Source organism: Streptomyces sp. NPDC059037, assembly GCF_042740015.1.
GTDB lineage: Bacteria > Actinomycetota > Actinomycetes > Streptomycetales > Streptomycetaceae > Streptomyces.
The window spans coordinates 30676-50799 of record NZ_JBHYIG010000028.1 but is presented as its reverse complement, the minus strand read 5'-3'; the positions used below and the strand labels follow the sequence as shown (position 1 = coordinate 50799).

The window sequence follows — 20124 nt, the reverse complement described above, 5'->3', positions numbered from 1 at the left end:
CCGGTGCGCCGGACCGCGGTGTCGCCGTGCTGGGGGATGCCCAGGGCCCGGGCCAGGCGGGGGTCGATGGTGGGCACGGACTCGGGGGTGGGCATGGGGATACGAGGGTCGCGGTGGACGCCGCGTACGGTCGGAGCCGTCGGCTGAGGGGCAGGCCGTGAGTCCGCGGGGACTTCACTCTCCGCGTTGCGGAGCACGGCGGTCGGCTCGACCGCCGGGCCGGTGGTGCCCGCGCCCAGATCCTTCAGCACGTTCCGCTGCCAGTCGTCCTCTTGAGCCATGCCGACCCCCTACGCGAAGGTGTCGAGCAGTCGCCCGTACACACCGAACACCCCGATGACGAGCGGCAGCAGCGCGATCACGCCGACCGACTCCAGTACGTCACCGAAGCGACGAAGCCGCACCCGCACATGCTCGGCGGGCTGCACCGCAAGGACCGCGAGCGGAGCTATGGCGAGCCCGGCGAGCAGGGCCAGCGGTCCAACGCCCGCCGACCGTTCGAGCCAGACGCCGACCAACGCGACGACGACGACAGCGGCGGCGGCGAACAAGGCAACGACCTCCGCGACCAGCGGGTAGGCCCGAGCCCGCAGTGCGAGCACGACTGCGGTGACCACGGCAAGCAGCACGGTCCACACCGTCGGCTCCCGCAGCACCAACATCCCGGCACCGGCCGCCGAGACGGCAAGGACCACCGTGGCGATCGCGAGCCCCCGATGGGTGGCGGCCAACGCGGCACCCACGCGATACCTGCTCACCGACGCCCCGCCCGAACGCCGGTCATCAAGCCCCGACAACCCAGACGCCATCAGGGCGAGACGGGGCAGCACCCCGAGCACGACCACGGACACGAGGACGAGCAGGGACCCCATCCGAGCCTGCTCGGTCACGGTGCCGGCCCCGTCCTGCAGGGCGACGGACGCTTCCCACAGCACCAGACAGCCGAGGACGGCGGCGGCTCCGATCAACCCGCCCCGCCCCAAGGGGGAGAACCACCCCAGGAAGAGGAGCACCAGCGTCGCGGCAAGGGCCACGCCTGCGACTCGCACGGCGCCGGACCAGCCATGGGCGTCGGTCAACGTCCAGGCGCCGAGCGCTCCTATGGCCCCAGCGGTGACGATGAGCGTGGCGGAGAGCCCCTGCCGCTTCATGCGCCCGAGTACGACCCCGGCGACGCAGGCAACAACGGCAACACCCACCAAGGCATTGCCCACATCCCCCAATACGAACTCACCACGCGCCAACACCCCGGCGACAAGAGCCCAGAGAACGGTGGCAAGCCCGGCAACCACCCGCCGGGCCGCGGACCCCCACCTCCAGGCCCTGACATCCAAGTCATCGGCGGCCTCATCGGTGACGTCGTGCACGACGGGCGCGGAGGGCGCGTCCTCGGCCCGCACGAGCCGCAGCACGGCGCCGTCCGGTATCCCGGCGGACTCCAGCGTGCTGTCATGCGCGAGGGCGGAACCGTCCACGGTGACCAGATGCCGCAGCATGGGCCGACCGGCGGCTTGATCGTCGAGGAGCCGCAACACTTCCGGAATCAGCAGCCCGACAGGCTCCTGAGCGGGGAGCACAAGATCCACCCGCCGCCGATCCCCGACCAAGGTGACCCGGCTCAAGGCCGTACGACTCGTACCGCTCATGCGGCTCAACGGCCCCGCAGATATCACGCGTTCGAACCTATCATCGAGAGGAAGGCGTTACGGAGGGCGAAGGGGACGGCGAAGAAGCCGGGGCGGACGGCGATGTGGAAGGCACGGAGGAGCTGTAGGGGCTCTTCCCGATCAGCCGATGCGAAATGAACGACCACCCCACACACCCGGCACACAACACCGCCGCGATCACCACCCCGGCGAACACCTTCCCCAACCGCTCATCAACGGTCCGCCGCTGCCGCTGGGCCCCGAACAGCAGGGCATCCCGAAGCCGTCGGCGTCGTACCGACACCGACTCCAGCAGTTGGCTGTCGTAGTCCTGGGCCGCCATATCGTGGCCCTACGCAACGGGGTGCACGTTGGCGACAGGGAGTGGGGTGCCACGAGGCACCCAGGGGTAACTCATCGGAATCCTATGCGGGTTGATGGGCCACGGGACCTACTCACGTTGGGAACTCACCGATCCAGCCGCGCTCGATGAGATGCTTGGGCAGGTACTCCGACTCGACTTCGATGGGGAGATCGGCGTCGTATGCGAGGCACGTGATGGCGAGGGGGCCGAGCGCTACCAGGCCGGTGCTGCTGCCGCGGCGTTCCTCGTCCTCGGTCCAGTATGACTTGTGCCAGTTCAGAGCGTCGGCCAGGGCCTCGTTGAATTTCTCGGCATCCTGGGTGACGTAGTGAGCAAACAAGTTGATGGGCGGATACTCGATCTTTAGAACCAGATCCTTCTCCGCCACCCGCAAGGCAGCGGGGTCGGTTCCCCGCATGGCGGCGACAAGGAGGTCGCCCAACTCCCCACCTTCACGCCACCACTTCTGCAGAGTTTCCACCCATGGGTAGACGTAATCGTCATAGGCGGCCCCGGACGTACCAAGCAGGGAGATTGGCACGTTGGCCAGTTGTGTCAATCGGCCACGTTCCCGGCAAACGATCGCCAGCCAGAAGGCAGTCAGCCAGTTTCCGGCATCGGCGTATGGCTGCGGGCCAGCCGCAGGGAGATCTTGGACCTGGTCGGCGATACGGCATTCAACTGAGCCCGCCGTGGTGGTGGCTGAAGCGAACAGTGCAGATCCCAGCTGCATTGCCGTTACCCACGCCTCCCACGTCGGCAACAGCGCTGCACGCGCGTCGTGCCCACAGTGCGTGTGTGCCGCGAGTACTGATGTGCCGAATGCCAGGTTAATATTCTCGGGATGCTGCTCCAGGGAGTCAATTCGACGTCGGACGCTCTTGTCGAGTAGTCGCGCGCGATCCTCTGCGGCAGAGGTGGGGAATTCATGGCGTGGCACGATGATTGTCATGGCTTAGGCTTTCGGCTGATGTCGAAGTACCTCATCACGTACCCATTGTACTTATCACCAGCCGACTGGGCTTTGACCTCCACGTAGTCGAGCCTTCCCTCGTCGAGTGCACGGCTGAGCTCGTCAGCAAGCTCGATCTCGCCGCGATCCTCCATCTTGAGTAGGATCGCGTCGAAGTATTCGCGAGTGCCCTGTGAGTAGTAACGGCTGCCGATCCTCTTCCTGTTGAGTTCTGTGCCGACATCGGCCTTAGCCTCGACGACGACGATTCTGCCGTCCTTGGTGCGCCAGATCTGGTCGAATCGGTGCTGCCCACGCGCTCCGTCGTCCAGTCGCTTCTCAACTTGGAAATGGTCGGGTATGGCATGGAACTCTGCTGCGTATTCACCTAGGTTCTCGCCGCTGATTCCCATGTGAGTGTGCGTGGACTTGTATTCATATATTGCCTCAGTTTTGGCAAGCTCGTTTTCGAGTGAGTTGTCCTGCTCGTAGCGAGCCGACGTCTCACGCTTAAATCTCTCCGCGGCCTGATCGTAGTCGATCGAATACCTTCGCTGGCTGGCCATTTCGTGCATTTCCGGACGGTGATCTGGATGTAGTGTGGAGACATGCCCGACTTCCTTCCCTGGGAGGTAATCGGGCTTGACCGTCGGGGTGGCAGCCGTCCATGGCCTCGCCGGATCGCCGGTTGGGAGCAAATGGGACTGAAGTAGATCTCCGTGTTCATCCCGGAGTTCGATCGACCTTCGGCGACCACTAGAGTAATAGTGGTCCTTGCGCCATTGTGGATCAGTATTTGCCTTCTCTACCTGCCGCCGCAGAATCGCGTCCTTCTCGGCCTCGGACAGGCGGTCGGCGGCCCCGCCGCGGCCTCCGCTGTTGGCGCCGTGACCGCCCCCGCCCCTGCCGGAATGGTCACCACCGGAAGGCCTGATGGGCCCTACCTCGGATGCCGTTGGCCCCGATGCGTGAGCTCCAGCAGGTCCCGTGGGGTGGTTGGCGCCTTCAGCGCCGTGCCTGCCACCGCCACCCCCGGGAGGCGGGCCATGGCTGGCCTGTGGCGGCAGGTTCTCGCCCGCATGAGCACTGGCTTCCGGCGCCCGTGCGCCCGCGCCGACGAGCTGATGCTCGCGTGGTGCCTCGACGGAGGGGGTGCGTTCGTCGGCAGAGAGTTCGACCCGGGGCGGGGTGGTGTCGGGGACGCCGTTCTTGAGGATGACGAGCTCGCCGCTTCTGACATGGAGTTCGGAGCCTGGGGCGAACCTCCATACGGTGCTGGTGGATCCGGCGTCTGGGACGTTGTTGAATCCGGCGCGGGCGCGGGCGGTGACGTCTGCGATCTTGGGTATGGCTCGGGTGGTGGCGCCGACGGTCTTGGCGGTCGCGCTGATGGGGTCGATGGCCTCGCCGACCTTGGCCAGGGCGCCGGCGGTTTTGGCGACGGCGCCGCCCTTGGCCATCTTCGAGACGGCGGCCAGCGGTCCCGAGGCGAGGGTCAGGCCGTTGAAGAAGACGGTGCCGGTGGCCTTGCCCGGGCGGTCTGCCCAGTCGTCCCAGCCGACCAGGGACTTGGCGAAGGTCTTGGCATACGGGCGGCCCTCGGCGGCCTGTTCCTTCCAGGGCGAGTCTTGCTTGTTGAGCGGGTCGAAGAGGTAGGACTCCAGGCCGAGGACCGACATGCCAAGCCCCTTGCGGGCCGCGTCGCCGTCCTCCCCGGGGCTGACGAGGTCCACGAGCCCGGTGACGGTGCCGACGATGTTGTCCTTGACGCTGACGCCGGCGTCCTCCACATGGTGGGTGATGTCGAATTTGTCGTAGGTGAGGGCCTCTGGGGTGCCCCAGGGCAGCTTGTCGGCGTGCTTGAGCGCTTCAGCGGTATAGCCGTAGACCCGCGCACCGAGGGGGACCAAGGTGCCCTCGTAGCCCTGCGGGACGTACTGGGGGCCGCCTACCAGAGCGGTGATCTTGTTGTTGGCGGCGGTCTCGGCGGCGGTGAAGTCCGCCTGGGCCTGGCCGATCTCGTCCCACAGGGCGTCGTGCTGGTCGATCTTGTCCTGGTCCTGGGTCCACTCGTCGTCGATCTCGCCGCCGTCGGTCTTCAGACCCGCCACGAAGGTAGCCACCCGGGTCCGCAGACGGTCCAGGCGGGCGATGATGGGCCTGACCGCACCGACGTAGTCATCCAGCGCCCCGGCGACCGTCTCGACCTTCGATGCAAACAGGTCCGCCCGATCACGCACCGGCGCGGTGGAAGCGAACAGCTCCTCCGCCTCGGGCGCCCGATAGAAGGCCCCGAGCCCCTGGAATTTGCTGTGCGCCACACTGCCCGCCTGGCGCAGGGCGCCTGCATGGGTCCGCAGCCCGGAGGCGTGCTGCTCCACCTGTTCCAGATCACCCGTGAAGTGGGGGACGTCCTTCGCAGTGATCACAGCGAGCCCCGGGTGAGGGGTATCGGCCGCTCTAGGACCGGGTCGACGACACTGGCCGCGGAGCGCTGCACCTCGGCCGCGATCTCGAGGTCGCCCGCCTCGTAGGCCGCGGTGGCCAGCATCGCGCCGGTGACCGACTGCCCGGCCCGGGCGCCGATGAACTGCACTTCCTCGGCGGTGCCTTCGGCGAAATCGACGAGCGCCGCGGCGACCAGACCCGTGACCGGACTCTGGCCCCCGCCGTCGGCGTCGCCCGATACCAGGGCACCGGACCACTTCGCGGCGCCCCCCAGGTCCTCGCCGTACCCGCCCACGTGCCGATCCAGTGCGCCCAGTACGTCGTTCACCCGCGACAGGACGTCATTCACCCCGCCCGGCTCAATATCCCATTTCGGCATGCCAACCCCCTGCTTTCGCCCCGTGCCCCCGGATGCCCATCTGCTGCAGGCCTGTCAGCCGATGTTGTCGACCGCCGCCCGCGCTCGCGCGAGCGTCGACTGGGCGGTGCCGTCGTTCTGCTCCAGCGTGGTGCGCACGAGGCGGATGATTTCGCGGACCTCGTTGGCCGCTTTGTTCCAGCGGACTTCCTTGCCGTGGTAGTCGTCTGACACGCCGTCGGCCTGGTAGTCGGCCATCGCGGCCTTCACGGCGCGGTCGCGGTCGCCGAGCACCCGCTCCAGCTGGCCGATGATGATCTGCAGGCCGCCCTGCACATCGGCCGAGGCGCCGGTGTCGTAGGAGCGGCGATCCTGGGTTCCAGCCATGGCGAAGTTCCCCCTGCGTACGAAAAGTTGGCTAGGTGAGTGGTGCGGTCGGCTCAGCCGGAGAAGCGGGCGCCGTCGAAGTTCGCCGCGCCCATGTTCTGGTGGGCGTTGTCCGACTGCTCCTGGTCACCGGAGCCGAACGCGGTGTCCATGCCCGCCTGGCCGCCCAGGATCGAGGACAGTGCCCCGTTCAGGTCCGAAGTGATCTCGTCCGCGCGCAGCTTGAACGAGTCGAAGGTCGCCTTGCCCGCCCCGTTGAACTTGCCCTCCAGCGGCTCGGCCGCCTGCACAAGGAGGCTGATCAGCGTCCCGAGATCGTCGCTGGACCCCACGGTGTTCTTTCCCAGTACCGCGAGAGTCGTGTCTCCCATGTCGAACTTCATGACCCCACCCCGAATTGTGTTGTACGCGGCGGCAGTTCCTCATCACGGAAACCACATGCGTCACTCGCGCCACGTAGCGTATCGAACATCCTCTCCCATGAAGAGTTGCAGACGCAACGCGGTTGAGGGTCAGGTGGCGTGATCTGTGCCATGGCGGGTGGCCTTGGGGGAGGAGGCGCGCTGCCACGAGGCCGGGTGCCCGCCGGCTGCTGGAGCGCGCTGTGAAGGGGGGGCAACACTCCTGTGGCGTTGCGGTCGCCGGGTGCTGCCGTACGGTGCGGAGCAAGGGCGGTGCTGTCGTCAGGAGCTGCGTAACCCGTTGGCCGTGGCCGAATCTGCGTATCGTGCGGAAGCCCAGTGCCGACGCAGTGCGAGCTGATCAAGCAGCGCGGCACCGGGGTGGAGGTCTACGTCTGGCACGGTCGAGGGCGCCGTCGCAGGCTGGGCGTACGTCCGACAGCCTTGATGGCAGCACGGCGCTCAATGGGAGCCCCAGCTGGCCGTCGTATCTCCCATCCGCAAAGTGCCCAGCCGATAGCCGATAGCCGATAGCCGAGTTGAGCCGATGCTTTCGCATCCCCCGATCGGCCCGGCGAACGAAGGACCCAAGCCAAGGGTGTGCAGGTCCCGGATCGCGACGAGCGTGGCTATGCCCTGCCACTGGCGGAGGTCGTGGCCGTACGCCGCTGAGAACGCCCGGAGTTGAGCGGTGGTGCGCCCGAAGCGCACCCCCTGGACGGTGTTCGCAAGGTCGAGCTCTCGCGGCCCGTAGGCCGCCTCGTCCCAGTCGCCGAGCCGCACCAGCGAGTCCTTCTCGTCCCACAGCGTGTTGCCGGGGTAGGCGTCCCCATGGATCAGTGCCGTGGCCCAGCGGGAAGTCCAGTTCGGCGTACGTCGCCAGCAGCGTCTCGGCGCGGCCGAGCAGCCAGGCCCGGTCGTCCGGGGAGAGCGATGTGCTGGCGTGGACCGTGGTCCGCAGGGAGGACAGCGGCTCGTACATCGGCAGTGCGCAGGGCGGTGGCGGCAGGGCGTGGGCTCGGCGGGGGGATTCCCGCCAGGTGTTCGGGGTGGGGCGTCGGGGCGTCGTCCGGCTGGGGGTAGTGGTGCCAGAAGCTGACCGTGTAGGCGTGCACGGTGACGGGCTGCGGGACGTCGAGGGGCTGTGTGACCGGGATGTCGTGGTCGTCCAGCCAGCGGGTCAGAGTCACGGCTCGGGTTATGTGTTCGTGCTGGTCGGCGCGGCTGACTCGCACGATCGCCTTGGCGGCGGGGAGGGCGTAGACGGAGGTGGCGTGGGCCCGTACGGGGGTAAGGCCTCGGGTGGGCAGGTTCAGCGTGGCGCAGGCCTGCCGGGCGGCATCTTCGGGGGCGAGAGATGTCGTGGTCATCGCCCCGACGGTAGCGCGGTTTCTCCGTCGATGACTTGGTAGCCGCGGATCAGGTCGGCGAGTTCGCCTGCTGCTCGGCTGTGCTTCAGCTCGGGGCGGCGTACGAGGGCGCCGAGTCGCTCCATCCCGTTGCCGAGTTGGCGAATGCGCATCTCGGGCGGCAAGTTCAGGACGTGGTCCAGTGCGGCCACGGCCTCGTCCAGGTCGCCTTGGTGGATGCCGATCGTGAACAGGTCCAGCTGGGCCAGGGCTTCGTCGCCGTACGAACGCTCCTCCTGCGGTCCCATGCGGTAGGCCTCTATGGCTGCCGCGGCGTGGTGCTGGGCCTGCTCGTGCTGTCCGAGCAGCCGTGTACGTGCCGCCGAGGTAGTCGTCTTGCTTGGCTCGCGAAAAGGTCAGGAGGCCGCCGAACTGTCCGAGGTCGTCGTCGCGCGGCGGCTCGTCCATGGCGCGCCGCATGCGGTCGAGGGCGGTTCGCGTTCGTGGTCGCCGAGGCGTCCCCACGGCACCGCATGAACACGCGTCCGCGTGGGCGCCTCAGGCGTGCGGCAGTGTCCCGCGCCCGGTCGTGTGCTGGATGACCACGCGGAGAACGGATCACGGTGAGCGCCTGAATCCGCGCAGCACATGGCTGAGCTGGGGCCACCGGGGGTGACCAGGCTGGGCCGGATGGCTCGTGGGCGGGTGCGGCGGCTCGACGGCGGGACGTGGCTGGACTTGGGACGTCCGGGCCTGGGGCGACGGTCCGGCGAGGGAGGCACTGCGGGCGGCTTCGGCACGCACCAAGGCGCACACGACCGCGAAGGGATCTGCGGGCATGACTGGCTGCTCCTGCGGGAGAAGGAAGACTGACGCGGGGCGACCCCGGGCGTCTGCCGGGGACGCGGGAGCGGTCAGCAGCGCAGGACGCGGCTGGAATCCGTCGCAGAATCGGGTGCGGGGGTCATGGCAGCCCGACGGATGAGCTGGGCGGACGAAGCCGTGCAGTGCCAGGCACCGACATGGACGGAGCTGGGAGCTTGGGGTGCCACCGAGGGGTGTCGCATCTTGCTCGAACAGCCTGATCCGGCACGCCAGGCATGGGCACCGTCGTGCTGGACGGATTCGTGTCGGTGCGACTCGACGCTGCCCCACGCGACGCCCAGCAGACTGTCGGGAGCGGCGACTGATACTGGCATCGCCGGGCTGGCCGCGGAGGTCGCGTTCCCATGGAGGAGTGTGGCAAGGGCGATGAGCAAGATGACGCCCGCAGTTCGCGACAGGCGGCACAGGAGTGCGCCGTACTGGGGCATCAGGCGCACCTCCCGTTGTCGATCTCTGCGATGCAGCCAACAGCAACGAGCGGCGACACGCCCCTGGGGTTCCGTCAGAAGAGCGCCGATTTCACCCGTATGGCGAATCGGCGAACACGCGACCAGCAAGGCTCGTGTGCGTGGAGGGATCCGCGGGGAGGCTGAGCGTGCTTGCTTCCCGCCGGGGCCCTGGCCAGGAATGAGCCAGGTGGCGCCGACTGGGCGGGCCGGGCCCCGTCGGTCAGAAGTTCTTGACCAGCCAGGTCGCCACCCACAGGGTCATGGCCAGTGTCGCGAGGGCGCCGATCGCGAACGCGATACGGAGATAGTTCCTGCGGTTCATGTCCCACCTCGGAGGGATGCGTCCGCTCTGTACTCCAGATGTACCCCCTCCGGCAGGCGGCGCTTGCCCCGACCAGCGGGTGTAACTGAGGTGCCCCCCCCGGCGGCTGTTGGAATTGTTTGACGAGCTGTCGATGGATGGCCGGAGAAGTCCCTAGTCCACGAGCCCCGCATGGTGCGCCAGGATCGCCGCCTGGACGCGGTTGGTGAGGGAGAGCTTCGACAGGATCCGGCTGATGTGGGTCTTCGCGGTGGCCTCGCTCACGTGCAGGGCCGCGGCGATGCCGGTGTTGGAGAGGCCGCCGCTCAGGGCGATCAGGACCTCGCGCTCCTTCTCCGTCAGGGCCTCCAGGCGGCTGCGGGCCTCGGAGCGGCGGCGCTGCCGCTCGGCGGAGGGGCCGTCGTCGTCCTCCGTGAAGCGGCGGATGAGGCGGCGGGTCACCTTCGGGGAGAGCATCGCGTCGCCGCGGGCCGCGCTGCGCACCGCAGCGATCATGTCGTCCGCGGTGGCGTCCTTCAGCAGGAAACCGACTGCCCCGTGACGTAGCGCTGTCTGGACGTATTCGTCCAGGTCGAAGGTGGTCAGTACGACGACGTGCGGCGGGCGGGGCGAGCGGGTGAGGCGCTCTGTGGCGGTCAGGCCGTCGGAGCGGGGCATCCGGATGTCCATCAGGACGACGTCCGGCTCCAGGGCGGCGGCCATCGACACCGCCGTGTTGCCGTCCGATGCCTCGCCCACCACTTCAATGTCGGGGGCGGAGGCCAAGATGGTGCTGAGCATGGAGCGCACCATCCATTCGTCGTCCACGATCAGGACCCGGATCGTCGTCTCGCTCATCGCGTGGCTTCCCTGTGGGCGGGCTGCTTCTGGGGTACGTCGTCCAGCGGGATCTCGGCGGCGATCTCGAAGCCGCCGTCCGGGGTCGGACCTGCGGTGAGTTCGCCGCCGACGAGCCGTATCCGTTCGGCGATGCCGAGCAGGCCGTGGCCGCCGCTGGGCAGGCCGGAGGGGTTGCCGCCGATACCGTGCTGGTTGATCACCGTGAGGTGCAGCAGCCGGCGGGTGCAGTGGACCCGGACGTGGGTTTCGGCGTCGGCGGCGTGCTTGTGGACGTTGGTCAGGGCCTCCTGCACCACCCGGTAGACGGCGTGCTCGATCAGGGCCGGCAGCTCGGGTGGGCGGTCGGTGCCGTGCTCTCCGGTCAGTTCGAGGGTGGCCGGCGTCCCCAGGCTGCGGGAGTCGGCGATCAGGGTCTCCAGTTCGGCCAGGCCGGGTTGCGGGGCGAGCGGGGCCTCGGGTCGGGTGTGCAGGACCTCCACCAGCGAGCGGAGCTCGGTCAGTGCCTCGCGGCCGATGGCGCCGATCTGCTTGGCCATGTCGACGGCGGACGCGCCCTTGGTCGCCTCAAGGGCGGTCGCGTGCAGCACCATCAGGGATACGCGGTGGGTGACGACGTCGTGCATGTCCCGGGCGATCTGGGCGCGTTCGTCGCTGCGGGCCTGCAACACCCGCTGCTGCTGCTCGCGCTCGGCCCGCTCGGCGCGCTCGCGCAGCTCGGCCATGAGGCGGCGGCGGGCGCCCATGTACAGGCCGAGCAGGGCCGGGAAGACGCAGATGCCCACGCTCATGATTGCCGCGTCAAAGCCGCCGCCCCGCCATATCGGCAGGGCGACCACCGTGACGGAGACCGTGGAGGCGACGGCGACCCGGCGCCAGGAGGCGGCGCGGTCGGCCAGGGCGTACTGCGCGAACACCACGGTGATCCAGGCCGACAGCAGCACATAGGCACCCAGCGCGGCCGGCAGAAGCAGCTCGGGACGGCGCTGACGGAACCATGACGCGAGGCCGACGACCAGCCCGACCGGGATCGCCACGAAGAGCGGCGGGTGCGCGGCAAGGTAGTCGAACCTCGCGGGCATCCCGTCGATGGTGGCCGTGGCCGCGGCGAGGGCCAGCGCCACGAGGGCACCCTCCACCGGCCGCAGGCGTACCCGGTGAGCCGTGAGGCGACTGTCCCAAGTCATGGCTGCACGCTAGCCGCGGTGCGGGAGGGCACGCGTCGATCGAAAGTTGTACGCAGCATCGCCCGGGCCGCGACTTTCCGCCGAGGAAGAGAGCGAGGATCGGCGGATGCCCGGCCGGTGCGGTGATCGCCACGCTGACGGCATGCCTGAGATCACCGAATCCACCACAGCAGGGCGCCGCCGCCTCCGGGTCCTCGGCGACCAGATCACCCGCGGCCTCCGCCGGCCACGCAGACGCCCACCGCAGCCGCCGTCGACCGCGGCCCGACGGTCGCAGGGCCGGGGGTGATGGCCAATGTACGTCGCCGCAGCCGGACTTGAGCTCGCACTGGGCATCGTCCTGCTCCCCGCCTGGCTGATCGCCGCCGTCACGACGGGCCTGCAGCCAGGCCGCCGCACCGTCGGCCGCATGCGGCGGATGTCCCGTATCGCGCTGGTGCTGGTGGCCGTCGCCCTGCTGCTCACCGCGGCCAGGCTCGTCACGTACGGGCTGCTTGCCCTCCATGGGTGGGCGTTCGTGGGCGACCGGCGGCTGTTCACCACCTTCGTCATGCTGCTCCCGGCCGTGATCGCCACCGCCGTTTGGACGGTGCCGTGGCTGGCATCCGCCGCCGGGGATGGGGTCTCCCCTGCTCGAGCGAAGCCGAGAGCTTGGAGTGGGGTCTCCCCTGCTCGAGCGAAGCCGAGAGCTTGGAGTGGGGTCTCCCCTGCTCGAGCGAAGCCGAGAGCTTGGGGAAGGCTGCCCGACCCGGATGCGCCGGTGCCGCTGGATGAGCAGTCGCGCGCCCGGTCCCCGCGCCATGTCGTGCCGCCCAGGCTCGCGGCCTTCGGCGGCTTCGCCTGCTCCGCGCAGATCTTCCTGCCACCGGACCGGTCGTTCTGGATCAGTCTCATCGCCTACGGGTTGATCACCGCCGCGGTCGCCGGGCTGCTGGTCTGGCGTGCCAACGCGCGGCTGCAACGCCTCTTCACGGGCCGTGAGATCCCCCGGCGACGGGCGCTGGCAATCCGGCTGGGTACGGCCGTGGTGGTGCTCGGCACCGTGGTGGGGCTGGTCGATTACGGGATCGCCGACAGCCGGCTCCCGCACACCTTCTCGATGATGAAGGGCAGCGCCGACTGGGGCGGCGGTGTCGCCGGGCAGCACCACGGCACGGCCGGCGGCCACCACATGGCCCCGGGCACCAGCGGAGCGGACGAGGTGTCCGTCGATGACCTGCGCGGTCCCAGAAGTGGTGTGCCCGACCGGCGCTTCTCCCTCACCGCGCAGGCCAAGAAGGTAGAGCTGGCCTCCGGCAGGACGGTCGACGCCTGGACGTACAACGGCCAGGTCCCCGGCCCTCAACTGCGGGTCACCGAGGGCGATCTGGTCGAGATCAAGCTGCGGAACGAGCTGCCCGGCAAGACCCCTGTCACCATCCACTGGCACGGCGTCGACGTCCCCAACGGCGAGGACGGCGTGGCCGGCGCCACCCAGGACGCGGTGTTGCCCGGCAAGTCCTTCACCTACCGCTTCCGCGTGGAGGAGTCCGGCACCCGCTGGTACCACTCCCACCAGGCCGCCTCCGAGCAGGTCGAACGCGGCCTCTTCGGCGCCCTGGTCATCGAGCCGAAGGAGCAGACCCGGCCGGTGGACAAGGACGTCAGCGTCCTCGCCCACGACTGGCAGACCGACAAGGGTGTGGTGTCCGCGATCGGCGCCTCCGACGAGCTGGAGCGGCGCCGCGCCGAGCCGGGCGAGAAGATACGGTTACGGCTCGCCAACACCAGCGGTGCCACTCGCGAGTTCGCCCTTGACGGCGTCCCGTACAAGGTCACTGCCCTGGACGGCACGGATGTGCACAAGCCGACCGCGCTCAAGGGCAAGAAGCTGGTGCTGGGCGGCGGCAACCGGATGGACATCGAATTCACCATGCCCGGCGGGCCGGTGCGGGTGACCGACGGCAGCGCGCCGGACGCGGGCATCGTGTACTCGCCGAGCGGCAAGGGGGAATTGAAGGCGGACCTGAGCGGCCCCGCATTCGACCCGTACAGCTACGGCAGCCCGAAGAAGACGGAACTTGGCCCGGACAGCGACTTCGACCGCGACTACAAGCTCGTCTTCGACGAGTGGCTGGGCTTCTACGACGGCAGCTTCGGGCTGAAGCAGACCATCAACGGCCGTGTCTTCCCGGACACCCCGATGCTGATGATCAAGGAAGGTGACCTGGCCCGCGCCACCTTCACCAACCGCGGGAACGAGGACCATCCGATGCATCTGCACGGCCACCACATGCTGGTGCTGAGCAAGAACGGCAAGCGGGCCTCCGGCAGCCCGATGTGGCAGGACACCGTGCTCGTCCGGCCCGGCGAGGAGGTCCAGGTCGCCTTCAAGGCCGACAACCCCGGCATCTGGATGGACCACTGCCACAACTTCTGGCACAGCAAGCTCGGCATGGTCATGCACCTCGCGTACGACAACGTCACCACGCCGTACGAGATCGGCGGCCCCGTCGGCAACAAGCCCGAGTAAGGAGCCCTGATGCGCCGGAAACAAGCCGTGGCCGCCGTACCGACCATGTCACTGAGCTCTCTCAGAGTGGCCACTGTTTGGGTGACGGCACCGAGGCGTCCCGGGATGTCTGCTCGGCGTGGTGCAGGACGTGTTCCACCAGGGTGATCAGTACGTCCTTTCCCGATGCCCGGTCTCGTACGTCGCACAGGCTGACCGGCACGTCGGGCGGCAGGTCGAGGGCGCGGCGCACGGACTCGGGGGTGTGGGTGCGGACGCCGTCGAAGCAGTTCACGGCGATCGTGAAGGGGATGCCGCGGCTCTCGAAGTAGTCGACCGCCGCGAAGCAGTCCGCGAGGCGGCGGGTGTCGGCCAGGACCACCGCGCCCAGGGCGCCGGTGGCCAACTCGTCCCAGACGAACCAGAAGCGGTCCTGGCCGGGTGTGCCGAAGAGGTAGAGGACGAGGTCGTCGGCCAGGGTGATGCGGCCGAAGTCCATGGCGACGGTCGTGGTTGTTTTGGTCTCCACCCCCTGAAGGTCGTCGACTGGGCGGGAAGCCTCGGTGAGTTGTTCTTCCGTGCGCAGCGGCCGGATTTCGCTGACCGAGGCGACCAGGGTGGTCTTGCCCACGCCGAAACCGCCGGCGACGAGCAGTTTCAGGGCGGTGAAGTCGGCGGCGGGTGGGGCTTGTTCAGAGTGCGCGGAGGCCATTGATCACTTCTCGCAGGAGAGGGATGTCGGGGCGTGCGGTGTGTGCGGGGGCGGCGGGCGGGGTGATGCCGATCAGGCCGTGGGTCGTCAGGTCGCCGAGCAGGACGCGTACGACACCGAGCGGGAGGCCCATGTCCGAGGCCAGGTCCGCGACGGGCCGCGGGCCGCTGCCGCACAGGGTCAGCAGATCGCGCTGTTCGGGTGGCAGCGCCGTGCCGGCGGTGGCTCCGGTGGCTCGGACGACGGCCATCAGGTCGATGCGCTCGGCGCCGTTGTCCGTGTGGGCGCGGCCGGCGGTCATGGCGTAGAGGCGGACGAGAGGGCCTGCCGCCTCGTCGTAGCGGTCCGTCCAGGCGTCGGTGGTCCGGTCGGGGTGCGGTCCGGGCCTGTTCGGGTGCGGGCCGTGCCGGTTCGGGGGCGGGGTCGTCATGGGGCGTCGTCGCCGTCCGTCCTCGTGGGGACGTCCAGGTGTTCGCGTACGCGCTCGACGAGGACCGCCATCTCGTACGCCACCAGGCCGATGTCGGCATGTCCGTCCGTGAACACGGCGAGGCACGAGCCGTCGCCCGCGGCCACCACGAAGAGAAAGCCGCCCTCCAGCTCGACCATCGTCTGGACGACGCCGCCCGCGTCGAAGTGCCGGCCCGTGCCCTTGGCGAGGGAGTGGAAGCCGGCGGCGATCGCGGCGAAGCGCTCGGACTCGTCGCGGCCAAGACCCGTGGAGGCCCCGACGCAGAGGCCGTCGCCGGAGAGCATCACCGCGTACCGGACTTCGGGGACTCGTGTCACCAGGTCGTCGAGGAGCCAGTCGATGCCCGCCCCCGGTCCCTCGGGGGAGTGGTCGTCCCTGCCGCCGCCCAGGCTGGTGACGTTGTAGGTCGGGGTCATCAAAGACCTCCTTCAGTGGTGGTGTCCGGTTGTTCCCGCTGGGCCCGGCGGCGGCCGGAGCTGAGGGAGGCCATGGTGGCTCGGGCCGCCTCGGGCGAGCGCCGGGTCGGGCGGGGTGCCTGCGGCTCCGGCTCGCCCTTGCGCAGCTCGGGGGCGAGGTTCGCCTGACGCACTCGGCGCGGGAGCCCGTCTTCGGTGGCGGGTTCCTCGGACTCGTCGGTGGCTGTGTCCGTGCGTTGGCGGGGGGACGGGGCCGGGGCATCCAACACGGGCGGAGGCGGTTCCGGCAGATCCGGGCCTGGCATATCCGGCTCCGGCGGAACGGGCTCCGGCGGAACAGGCTCCGGCATAACAGGCGTCGGCAGATCCGGCTCCGGAAGCGGACGCAGGCCCGGCTGCGGGGCCTCGAGGATGTGCCGCGGGATGACGATCAGCGCCGTCACCCCGCCGTAGACCGAGCGGCGCAACGTCACTTCGAGGTGCCGGCGCTGCGCGAGGCGGTTGACCACGAACAGGCCGAGCCTGCGGGAGTCGAGGAGGTCGACGTCCGTCGCGCGGATCCGCTCGTTGGCCGCGGCCAGCGCGTCGTCCCCCATGCCGAGACCCCGGTCCTCGATCTCCAGGACGGCACCGGCACCGACCTCTTCTCCGCGGACCACCACGGGGGTGTGCGGAGGCGAGAACTGGGCGGCGTTGTCGGTGAGTTCGGCGACGAGGTGCACCAGGTCGGCGACCGCGCTGCCGTCGAGCCGCAGATCGGGGATGCCCTCCAGGCGTACGCGCTTGATGTCCGCGGCCTCCGCGATGCCGGCCCGGACGGTGTCGATCAGCGGCACGGGGTTGCGCCAGGCGCGGCCCGGCGCGGAGCCGGACAGGATCAGCAGCGATTCCGCGTGCCGGCGCATGCGGGTCGTCAAGTGGTCGAGCCGGAAGAGGTCTTCCAGCTCCGTGGGGTCGTCCGTGCGGCGCTCCATCGTGTCCAGAAGCGCCAACTGGCGGTGCAGCAGGGCCTGACTGCGGCGGGCGAGGCTGACGTACACGCCGGAGACACCGGTGAGGACGGCGGCCCGGCCCGCGACGGCACGCAGGGCGGCCCGTTGGACGGTGGTGAGCGCGGCTCCGACCTGCCCGACCTCGTCCCGGATCTGGGTGCGGGCGAGCGGCGCCTCCTGGTCGAGGTCGATGTCCTCGCCGTTGTGGATGCGGCGCATCGCGGCGGGCAGCCGGGTGGCGGCGAGGTCGAGCGCGGTGTTGCGCAGCCTGGTGAGGTCGGTGACGAGGCCGCGTCCGATCCGTACGGAGAGCAGCAGGGACACCGCGACGCCGACCAGGCCGAGAATCACCGCGAGGCCCGAACTGCCCAGTGTGGAAAGGGAGTAGGGCTCGGCTGTCGTGCCCGCCGCCGTCGCCCGGCGTTCGGCGTCGGCGAGGCCCGAGAGGGTCGCCGTCGCACCCGCTCGCCACTGCTCGGCCGGCACGGCGCTCACGGCACGGGACGCACCGGCGTTCAGCACGGCGTCCTGCGCTTCGGTCACGCGGCTCGTGGCCTCGGCGTCAAGGACCTGGTGGTACGCGCCCGCATGCGGCGACTTCAAGTCCGGTACCGCTGCTCGCGTCAGCTCACGCTGCAGCGCGACGTCCCCGACGAACTCGCGGTACTGCGAGGGTGACATGGCTCCCGTCGCCCTGGCCGCGCCCAGCACGGCGTCCTGCCGGCTCAACGCCTCGCGGGCGCGGGCGAGTTCGATCACGTCACGGGAGTCCGAGCGCGCTTCGTCGCGCTCTCCGCGTTCGGCGCCGGAGAGCCCCGTACGCACCGCGAAGGCCTGGTCGACGGCGGTGGTGTAGCGGGCGAGAAGAGCGTCCGCTCCAGTGGTGTGGTCCTTGGCGGACTGGCGGGTCGCGATGAGCGACCGGGCACTGTCCTGGAGTCGTTTGATGCGGTCCGGCAGCGTGGTGTCGAGCGCGGCGATGTCGGTGGTGTCGGAGGCTATGCCGGAGCGCAGGGCGGTGACGGTCTTGTCGGTACGGGACGCGGCCGCGTCCAGAGTGCTCTCGGTCGCGGCGCTCGGGGCCGCGCGGTGGGCGACGGCCGCGGTGCGCTCGGCCTGTACGGCGGTGGTGAAATCCGAAATGGGCCTGATCAGAGCGGAGTTGATCTCCTTGAGCTGCTCGGTGGCCGAGACCTGGGATGCGGTGGTGACCGCGGCGTGGCCCCACAGGGCCATCAGCGAGACGACCGGGACGGTCAGCAGTGTGACGACCTTGGCTCTGATGGATTTGGGGCGCAGCCGTTCGGGCAGCAGAGGGCGTTCGGGCATGGCGAAGCGTCTCCTTGGCGGAGCAGGAGTGTTGGGGGGAGGGGAAGAGGGGGAGAGGCGAGGGGGCGGCGCGAAGGTCGCGGGGAAGTGCTGGGCTGCGAAGCGGCCTCAGGCGGCCGGCAGCTCCACCTCGCGCAGCGGCCGTGCGGCGGCCTCGTTCTGGGCGCGCTCCTGGGCGCTCGGCGACAGGGCGACGTAGGCGCAGGTCAGGAAGAGGAAGGAGCCGAGGACCACGGCCAGCGGCAGGATGAAGGAGGTGGCGCTCGCGCCGTCGAGTGCGGTGGTTCCGGCGTGGACGGAGACGGAGGCGGCCGCCATGCCCGTGTAGTGCATGCTGCTGACGGCGAGGCCCATGACGAGGGCGGCGCCGGCGGCGACCGCGGGGCCGCGGATGGTGAGCGCGGCCCACAGCGCGGCCGATGCGGCGACGATGGCGATGACCACGGAAGCGGCGGTGACGACGGGATCGTACGCAAGGTTGCCGTTGAGCCGGACCGCGGCCATGCCGATGTAGTGCATCGCGGCGACGCCGAGTCCGGTGCCGAGCCCGCCGAGCAGGACGGACCGGATGCGGGAGCCGCCGTAACCGGCGATGAAGACGCCGCCCCCGACGACTCCGATGGCGACGATCAGGCTCAGCAGGGTGAGCGGGATGTCGTAACGGATCGCCGTGCCGTCGACGGTGTAGCCCAGCATCGCGATGAAGTGCATCGTCCAGATGCCGGCCCCGATCGCGATCGACGCGGTGACGAGCCAGTTCCTTTTCGATCTTCCCTCGGCGGCCAACGCCCGGACGGTGCAGCGCAGTCCCAGCGCGCTGCCGACGACGGCCATGGCGTACGACAGGGCCGGAGTGATCCAGCCGCCTGCCAGATGGTGCATGTGACCCACGGAATTCCTCTCGCTCAGCGAGGTCGGCCCCCCGACGGTCCGGGACGCTAACACGCAGGCGATCTTCCGCAACAGCGCTTGAATCATGGGGAAAAGCCGCCTACCAGCGGGTAAGCCCAAGATCAGGGGGCACGCGGCGACAGCGCGTCCATCGCCCGCGCATTCAGGTGCGACCCTTGTCACGCCGCGCCTCGGGGCGCTTCGGGCATTGGGGTCGAGACAACCGGAAGGTGTCACTCCGGCACGGAGTCGGCATCGGCGCCGACCGCGGCATCGGTATCGGGATCGGCATCCGCACCCGTATCGGCATCCGCACCCGCATCCGCCCAGCGCCGCCGGATCTCTCCCGCCTGTCGGTCGAGGCAGTCCATCAAGGTCGCGATGGTGGAGGCCGCCGACGTGCGCAGGGTGACGACGCTGATCTCGCGCGCCAGGGGCTCGCCTTCGAGCTGTCGCAGGACGACGTCGGGATGCGGTGTCCCCAGGGCGAGGCGGGGGATGACCGCCACTCCGGCGCCCGCGGCGACAAAGCCCTGGACGACCGCGTAGTCGTCCGTCCGCAGTGTGTGCACGGGCTGGAACGAGTGTTGCGCGCAGGCACGCGCGAGAGCGCGGTCGCAGGGATCGCCGGGATCGGCGGCACCGATCCAGTTGTCCTGGCGGAGGTCCTCCAGGCGGACGTGCGTCTGGCCGGCGCAGCGGTGGTCCTCCGGCAGTACCAACTGCAGTGGGTCGTGCAGCAGGGGATGCAGATCGAAGTCGTCGTCGAGGTCGAGCCCGTCGCCCGGCTGGGAGAAGACGAGCGCCGCGTGCAGTTCCCGGGCCCGCAACCCCTTGAGCAGAGTGGGCAGTTCACCCTCGGTCATGGAGACGTGCACGTCGGCCTGGAGCAGCACCTTGACCGCGGGCGGCAGCAGGAGGGCGCCGGCGGTCGGGAAGGTCCCGATGTGCAGGGTGCGGGTGCCCCGCTCGGCCAGGTCGCGGAGCTCCCGCTCGGCCAGACCGAGCCGCTCCAGGACCGCTTCGGCATGCGGCAGCAGGGTGGCGCCGAGTTCGTTGAGCTCGGCTCCCCGGGGTCCGCGCTGGACGAGCCGGGCACCGAAGTGGGACTCGAGCGCGGCCAGGTGGTGGGTGATCGTCGGCTGGCTGTAGTGCAGCATCCGGGCCGCCGCCGCGAGCGACCCCTCGCGCGCGATCGCCGTAAGGACATGCAACTGACGAAGCTCAAGCATATAG

20 protein-coding genes and 1 pseudogene are annotated in these 20124 nt (G+C 69.6%); 2 read left to right on the top strand and 19 right to left on the bottom strand.

Features of this window, described 5'->3' with window-relative positions; all coding sequences use genetic code 11:
• From ACFWY6_RS09120 to ACFWY6_RS09070, 11 genes and pseudogenes are all read right to left on the bottom strand, one after another.
• A pseudogene (locus ACFWY6_RS09120) lies at positions 1-281 on the bottom strand (hypothetical protein); the annotation flags it as partial.
• 9 nt (positions 282-290) lie between these two features.
• The gene (gene eccD, locus ACFWY6_RS09115) at positions 291-1646 is read right to left on the bottom strand and encodes a type VII secretion integral membrane protein EccD (protein ID WP_384687565.1); all 1356 of its coding nucleotides are present in this window, start codon (positions 1644-1646) and stop codon (positions 291-293) included.
• Between the two features lie 40 nt (positions 1647-1686).
• A complete protein-coding gene (locus ACFWY6_RS09110; protein WP_384687564.1) occupies positions 1687-1989 on the bottom strand; it encodes a hypothetical protein in 303 nt (100 codons plus the stop codon).
• Between the two features lie 112 nt (positions 1990-2101).
• Positions 2102-2962 carry an immunity 49 family protein gene (locus ACFWY6_RS09105; RefSeq protein WP_384687563.1) on the bottom strand — a complete coding sequence of 287 codons (861 nt, stop codon included), beginning with the start codon at positions 2960-2962 and terminating at the stop codon, positions 2102-2104.
• Positions 2959-5391, bottom strand: coding sequence for a hypothetical protein (locus ACFWY6_RS09100; protein WP_384687562.1), 2433 nt, complete (start codon positions 5389-5391; stop codon positions 2959-2961). Before ACFWY6_RS09100 ends, ACFWY6_RS09105 begins: the two co-directional genes overlap by 4 nt.
• Complete coding sequence (locus ACFWY6_RS09095) at positions 5388-5789, bottom strand: DUF6507 family protein (protein WP_384687561.1); 402 nt, start codon at positions 5787-5789, stop codon at positions 5388-5390. The genes ACFWY6_RS09100 and ACFWY6_RS09095 overlap by 4 nt, the downstream gene beginning before the upstream one ends.
• 54 nt (positions 5790-5843) lie before the next feature.
• Complete coding sequence (locus ACFWY6_RS09090) at positions 5844-6155, bottom strand: pore-forming ESAT-6 family protein (protein WP_190084597.1); 312 nt, start codon at positions 6153-6155, stop codon at positions 5844-5846.
• A gap of 53 nt (positions 6156-6208) precedes the next feature.
• Positions 6209-6538, bottom strand: a complete 330-nt coding sequence (locus ACFWY6_RS09085; protein WP_135335256.1) for a hypothetical protein — start codon at positions 6536-6538, stop codon at positions 6209-6211.
• Between the two features lie 480 nt (positions 6539-7018).
• A complete protein-coding gene (locus tag ACFWY6_RS09080; RefSeq protein ID WP_384687569.1) occupies positions 7019-7393 on the bottom strand; it encodes a phosphotransferase family protein in 375 nt (124 codons plus the stop codon).
• Positions 7393-7926, bottom strand: coding sequence for a hypothetical protein (locus ACFWY6_RS09075; protein ID WP_384687560.1), 534 nt, complete (start codon positions 7924-7926; stop codon positions 7393-7395). Before ACFWY6_RS09075 ends, ACFWY6_RS09080 begins: the two co-directional genes overlap by 1 nt.
• Positions 7923-8213, bottom strand: a complete 291-nt coding sequence (locus ACFWY6_RS09070) for a hypothetical protein (RefSeq protein ID WP_384687559.1) — start codon at positions 8211-8213, stop codon at positions 7923-7925. The genes ACFWY6_RS09075 and ACFWY6_RS09070 overlap by 4 nt, the downstream gene beginning before the upstream one ends.
• 382 nt (positions 8214-8595) lie before the next feature.
• Between ACFWY6_RS09070 and ACFWY6_RS09065 the strand changes: the two genes are divergently transcribed.
• Positions 8596-8778 (top strand): hypothetical protein, encoded by a 183-nt coding sequence (locus tag ACFWY6_RS09065; protein WP_384687558.1) that lies wholly within the window; start codon positions 8596-8598, stop codon positions 8776-8778.
• 936 nt (positions 8779-9714) lie between these two features.
• Here the strand turns inward: ACFWY6_RS09065 and ACFWY6_RS09060 are convergent.
• Positions 9715-10398 (bottom strand): response regulator, encoded by a 684-nt coding sequence (locus ACFWY6_RS09060; protein WP_384687557.1) that lies wholly within the window; start codon positions 10396-10398, stop codon positions 9715-9717.
• Positions 10395-11585 (bottom strand): sensor histidine kinase, encoded by a 1191-nt coding sequence (locus ACFWY6_RS09055; RefSeq protein ID WP_384687556.1) that lies wholly within the window; start codon positions 11583-11585, stop codon positions 10395-10397. Before ACFWY6_RS09055 ends, ACFWY6_RS09060 begins: the two co-directional genes overlap by 4 nt.
• A 295-nt stretch (positions 11586-11880) precedes the next feature.
• Here ACFWY6_RS09055 and ACFWY6_RS09050 point away from each other — a divergent pair, with 295 nt between their 5' ends.
• Positions 11881-14097: a multicopper oxidase family protein gene (locus ACFWY6_RS09050; protein WP_384687555.1), complete on the top strand. Its 2217-nt coding sequence runs from the start codon at positions 11881-11883 to the stop codon at positions 14095-14097.
• A gap of 61 nt (positions 14098-14158) precedes the next feature.
• Here the strand turns inward: ACFWY6_RS09050 and ACFWY6_RS09045 are convergent, their stop codons facing one another.
• From ACFWY6_RS09045 to ACFWY6_RS09020, 6 genes are all read right to left on the bottom strand, one after another.
• A complete protein-coding gene (locus ACFWY6_RS09045; RefSeq protein ID WP_384687554.1) occupies positions 14159-14788 on the bottom strand; it encodes an ATP/GTP-binding protein in 630 nt (209 codons plus the stop codon).
• Positions 14769-15218, bottom strand: a complete 450-nt coding sequence (locus ACFWY6_RS09040) for a DUF742 domain-containing protein (RefSeq protein WP_384687553.1) — start codon at positions 15216-15218, stop codon at positions 14769-14771. Before ACFWY6_RS09040 ends, ACFWY6_RS09045 begins: the two co-directional genes overlap by 20 nt.
• Positions 15215-15676 carry a roadblock/LC7 domain-containing protein gene (locus tag ACFWY6_RS09035; RefSeq protein ID WP_360764462.1) on the bottom strand — a complete coding sequence of 154 codons (462 nt, stop codon included), beginning with the start codon at positions 15674-15676 and terminating at the stop codon, positions 15215-15217. Before ACFWY6_RS09035 ends, ACFWY6_RS09040 begins: the two co-directional genes overlap by 4 nt.
• Positions 15676-17997 carry a nitrate- and nitrite sensing domain-containing protein gene (locus tag ACFWY6_RS09030; protein WP_384687552.1) on the bottom strand — a complete coding sequence of 774 codons (2322 nt, stop codon included), beginning with the start codon at positions 17995-17997 and terminating at the stop codon, positions 15676-15678. The genes ACFWY6_RS09035 and ACFWY6_RS09030 overlap by 1 nt, the downstream gene beginning before the upstream one ends.
• Before the next feature lie 108 nt (positions 17998-18105).
• Positions 18106-18888, bottom strand: a complete 783-nt coding sequence (locus ACFWY6_RS09025) for an MHYT domain-containing protein (protein ID WP_384687551.1) — start codon at positions 18886-18888, stop codon at positions 18106-18108.
• 233 nt (positions 18889-19121) lie between these two features.
• Complete coding sequence (locus ACFWY6_RS09020) at positions 19122-20120, bottom strand: LysR family transcriptional regulator (RefSeq protein ID WP_384687550.1); 999 nt, start codon at positions 20118-20120, stop codon at positions 19122-19124.
• Between the last annotated feature and the right edge of the window lie 4 nt (positions 20121-20124).

Coding starts and splice junctions, on each gene's coding strand:
- ACFWY6_RS09065 (WP_384687558.1), top strand. CDS start 8,596: ATGGCTCGTGGGCGGGTGCGGCGGCTCGACGGCGGGACGTGGCTGGAC.
- ACFWY6_RS09035 (WP_360764462.1), bottom strand. CDS start 15,676: ATGACCCCGACCTACAACGTCACCAGCCTGGGCGGCGGCAGGGACGAC.
- ACFWY6_RS09060 (WP_384687557.1), bottom strand. CDS start 10,398: ATGAGCGAGACGACGATCCGGGTCCTGATCGTGGACGACGAATGGATG.
- ACFWY6_RS09090 (WP_190084597.1), bottom strand. CDS start 6,155: ATGGCTGGAACCCAGGATCGCCGCTCCTACGACACCGGCGCCTCGGCC.
- ACFWY6_RS09020 (WP_384687550.1), bottom strand. CDS start 20,120: ATGCTTGAGCTTCGTCAGTTGCATGTCCTTACGGCGATCGCGCGCGAG.
- ACFWY6_RS09070 (WP_384687559.1), bottom strand. CDS start 8,213: ATGGGACCGCAGGAGGAGCGTTCGTACGGCGACGAAGCCCTGGCCCAG.
- eccD (WP_384687565.1), bottom strand. CDS start 1,646: ATGAGCGGTACGAGTCGTACGGCCTTGAGCCGGGTCACCTTGGTCGGG.
- ACFWY6_RS09110 (WP_384687564.1), bottom strand. CDS start 1,989: ATGGCGGCCCAGGACTACGACAGCCAACTGCTGGAGTCGGTGTCGGTA.
- ACFWY6_RS09040 (WP_384687553.1), bottom strand. CDS start 15,218: ATGACGACCCCGCCCCCGAACCGGCACGGCCCGCACCCGAACAGGCCC.
- ACFWY6_RS09075 (WP_384687560.1), bottom strand. CDS start 7,926: ATGACCACGACATCTCTCGCCCCCGAAGATGCCGCCCGGCAGGCCTGC.
- ACFWY6_RS09105 (WP_384687563.1), bottom strand. CDS start 2,962: ATGACAATCATCGTGCCACGCCATGAATTCCCCACCTCTGCCGCAGAG.
- ACFWY6_RS09050 (WP_384687555.1), top strand. CDS start 11,881: ATGTACGTCGCCGCAGCCGGACTTGAGCTCGCACTGGGCATCGTCCTG.
- ACFWY6_RS09030 (WP_384687552.1), bottom strand. CDS start 17,997: ATGCCCGAACGCCCTCTGCTGCCCGAACGGCTGCGCCCCAAATCCATC.
- ACFWY6_RS09085 (WP_135335256.1), bottom strand. CDS start 6,538: ATGAAGTTCGACATGGGAGACACGACTCTCGCGGTACTGGGAAAGAAC.
- ACFWY6_RS09045 (WP_384687554.1), bottom strand. CDS start 14,788: ATGGCCTCCGCGCACTCTGAACAAGCCCCACCCGCCGCCGACTTCACC.
- ACFWY6_RS09095 (WP_384687561.1), bottom strand. CDS start 5,789: ATGCCGAAATGGGATATTGAGCCGGGCGGGGTGAATGACGTCCTGTCG.
- ACFWY6_RS09055 (WP_384687556.1), bottom strand. CDS start 11,585: ATGACTTGGGACAGTCGCCTCACGGCTCACCGGGTACGCCTGCGGCCG.